Genomic DNA, 2,996 nt, shown 5'->3' with positions numbered 1-2,996 from the left:
GGCCCGGCGCGGATCGTCTCGATCTCGGCCGACGCGGAACGGCGCAACGTGACCATCGGCCAGGAGGAAGACGCGCTCATCATCCGCCTGCGCACGCCGGCCGGCGGCGAGAACGGCCAGAAGCCCGAACTGCTGGTTCCCGGCGTGTTCAGTAACAGACGGCCGCGCGATATTTCAGTCAGGTACCGCGCTCCCATGCTGACGGTATCGGTTGACGGCCTTGAGAGCTCCGGCCTCTCGCTCGCCCCGGGCGCGGCCTTCTTCGCCGGGTTTGTGCGTGAGAATCGCTGGCCCATCGTCCTGGGCGGCGATCCGCACCGCTATGACTGGGCGTACTGGGGTCTCATCGTCGGCCTGGGGGCGCTGCTCTTCGGCGGTCTGGCTGTGGCACGGCGGCTGGCCGATTGAAGGGAAGGAATATTCTTTGCGTTCTTAGCGCTCTTGGCGTGAGCCTCTTCTAAATCTGCGAACCTGCGGATTAATTCAGTTTTCCCGCCGCGGCCTGGTCGAGGAACCAGACGACCTCCCCCTCTTCGGGTTCGATGCGCTGAGCGGGGTAGCGGTCGGGGTCGCGCTGCGGGCCGAGGGCGGCGGCGACGGCCTCGGCCTTGTTCTCCCCGCTCACGAGAAAGAAGACATGCCGGGCGTGGTTGAAGACGCAAGGGGTCAGCGTAACGCGCTCGGCCGGGCGGCCCTCATAGTCGGCCGTCACCGGCAGCACCGGCACGATGGACTCGGCCGGCGAGCCGGGGAACAGCGAAGCGGTGTGGCCGTCCTCGCCTAACCCTAGCAACACCACGTCGAAGCGCGGCCAGGGCGACGGGCAGTCAACCTCGGACTGCTGGGCATAGACGCGCAGTTGCTCGGCGTAGTCGGCCACGGCCGAAGCCGGCGGCAATTCGGTCTTCACGCGGTGAACGTGGGCCTCGGGGATGGGGGCATGGCTCAGCAACGCCTCGTGGGCGGCGCGGTAGTTAGAGCCGGGATCGTCCGGCGGAACCAGCCGTTCATCCCCCCAGAAGACGTGGACGTGCTCCCAGGGCACGCCCGCCTCCGGTTCGGCCAGTTGCCGGTAGAGCGCCAGCGGCGTGCCGCCTCCGGCCAGGGCCAGGCTGGCGCCGCCGCGCGCCTCGACGGCCTCGCGCAGGGCGGCGGCGACGGCCGGCGCAGCCTCAGCGGCTACGTCGTCGGCAACGCGCACTTCGGGCTTACTCATTGGGCCAACTCGCCGGGCGAGAGCGCCAGCGCGTCGTAAGCCGTGCCGTAGAGCGCCGCCTTAGGGGTCACGATGACGTGCACCGGGATGCGGCCCATCATGTCGCTGAAGCGCCCCTTGTCGCGAAAGAACTCCATGAACGGCCCCTGCTGCAACTGGGGCAGGATGCGCGGCGGGATGCCGCCGCCCAGGTAGATGCCGCCCGTCGCCAGCACCGTCAGCGCCAGGTTGCCCGCCTGGTCGCCCAGAATCTCCATGAACAATTGCAGGGTCGCCATGCAGATGTCGGCCTCGCTGGCGACGGCCGCCTTGACGATGACCGGCGTCTGGTCGCTCACTTCGGCCAGCGCGTCGTGCAACCAGGGCGGCTCCGGGTAATGGCCCGTCTCGCGCAGGAAGGTGTAGATGTTGGGAATGCCGATGCCGGAGCAGACGCGCTCATAGCTGACGTGGCCCATGCGCGGCAGCCAGTAGTTGAGCATCTCCAGTTGCAGCGGCGTGGTCGGCCCAAAGGCGCAATGGCCGCCCTCGGAAGGGTGCGCCTCATAGCGCCCCGTCGTTTGCCAGACCAGGAAGCCCTCGCCCAAGCCCGTGCCGGGGGCGATGACGCCGATGGCCCCGCGCTCCACCGGCTGGCCCTCGTTCAGCGTCAGCAAGTCCGTGCGCTCCAGGTGGGGCACAGCCGTCCCCACCGCCTCCAGGTCGTTGAGCAGGTGGACGCCGAAGCCGAAGCGCTCGGCCAGGGCCTCCGACTCGATGACCCAGGGCAGGTTCGTCACCTCAGCCCGCCCGCCGACCACTGGCCCGGCCACGCCGAAGCTGGCGGCCGAGATGGGGTAGTCGCAATCCTGCAGAAACTCCTCGATGATCAACTCCAGCGATTGGTACTGCTGGCTGGGAAAGGTGCGCTCCTGGACAGGGTGGCGGGTGATGGTGGTCGCCCCGCGCTCGACCTCGAAGATCGCCATGACAGTCTTGGTGCCGCCGATATCGCCTGCGAGTAACATGGTCTTATCTCTCGATTGGAATTTTGCTATGTCCGACCTTTTTCATTCTAGATCCGCGCCGGCGCGCCTGAGCGCCTGCACCAGCGCGTCGTATTCGTTGCGGCAATCGGGGCAGAGGGTGAGGTGATGTTCGACCAATGGCGTCGGGCCGGCAAACTGCTGATGGCTCAGCAGACAATCGACGTATTCGTCGAGCCGGCCAAACACCTCATCACAAGTTAACTCGTCGTCGCGAGTATCGCAGAGCAGACAGAGTAGCCGGTCAATGGATGCTTCATCGAGGGGCACGACAACCTCGTCCAATGGCCGGGCCGGCCGCTCCAGCAGCTTGTGTATTTTGTCGATCACACTTGTCATTCGCTCCCTCTGACGAAGCTACTTACGCCTTTCTTACGCCGCGCCGGTCACGTGGTCACACGCCGGTAAAGGTGGCGATCACGTCCTCCGGCGTCAGACCATCCTCGGCCATCCGGCGGCGCAAGCGCTGGCGCGCGTCGAACAGCAGCTTATAGATGGCGTTCTGGTTGGAGTCCATCAGGAAGGCGACCTCGCTGAGCGGCTTGCCCTGGACGACAGCCGCCGTCAGCGCCGTCCGCTGCTTCTCGGTCAGCTCCTCGGCGATCAGCCGGTTTACGTAGGCCATCAACTCGCGCCGCTCGGTCAGTTCCTCCGGCCGCGGCCCCGGATCGGCCACGAACGAGGGGGTGAAGTCGCCGTCGTCCGTCTGGGTCAGGTGGTCGAGCGACGTGTCGCGCCAGCGCTTGCGGCGCAGT

At 66.8% G+C, this 2,996-nt stretch carries 4 protein-coding genes and 1 pseudogene; 1 reads left to right on the top strand and 4 read right to left on the bottom strand.

From position 1 onward, the window contains the following. Positions 1-408, top strand: a pseudogene (locus ACE3UY_RS12130) (hypothetical protein); the annotation flags it as partial. A gap of 70 nt (positions 409-478) precedes the next feature. Here the strand turns inward: ACE3UY_RS12130 and pgl are convergent. The 4 genes from pgl to ACE3UY_RS12110 form a co-directional block, all read right to left on the bottom strand. After that, positions 479-1,216, bottom strand: coding sequence for a 6-phosphogluconolactonase (gene pgl / locus ACE3UY_RS12125; RefSeq protein ID WP_374687778.1), 738 nt, complete (start codon positions 1,214-1,216; stop codon positions 479-481). Then, the gene (glk, locus tag ACE3UY_RS12120; RefSeq protein WP_374687777.1) at positions 1,213-2,223 is read right to left on the bottom strand and encodes a glucokinase; all 1,011 of its coding nucleotides are present in this window, start codon (positions 2,221-2,223) and stop codon (positions 1,213-1,215) included. The genes pgl and glk overlap by 4 nt, the downstream gene beginning before the upstream one ends. A gap of 42 nt (positions 2,224-2,265) precedes the next feature. Further along, the gene (locus ACE3UY_RS12115; RefSeq protein ID WP_374687776.1) at positions 2,266-2,571 is read right to left on the bottom strand and encodes an anti-sigma factor; all 306 of its coding nucleotides are present in this window, start codon (positions 2,569-2,571) and stop codon (positions 2,266-2,268) included. Between the two features lie 64 nt (positions 2,572-2,635). Then, the coding region (locus tag ACE3UY_RS12110) for an RNA polymerase sigma factor (RefSeq protein WP_374687775.1) at positions 2,636-2,996 on the bottom strand (361 nt) is incomplete at its 5' end.

The organism is Promineifilum sp. (SeqCode) (assembly GCF_041918635.1).
Classification (GTDB): domain Bacteria; phylum Chloroflexota; class Anaerolineae; order Promineifilales; family Promineifilaceae; genus Promineifilum.
Note: the sequence above shows the minus strand (reverse complement) of the source record. Positions and strands in the feature narration are given on the sequence as shown.

Bases quoted from the DNA above. Each gene is read 5' to 3' on its own strand.
- glk (WP_374687777.1), bottom strand. From the start codon at position 2,223: ATGTTACTCGCAGGCGATATCGGCGGCACCAAGACTGTCATGGCGATC.
- pgl (WP_374687778.1), bottom strand. From the start codon at position 1,216: ATGAGTAAGCCCGAAGTGCGCGTTGCCGACGACGTAGCCGCTGAGGCT.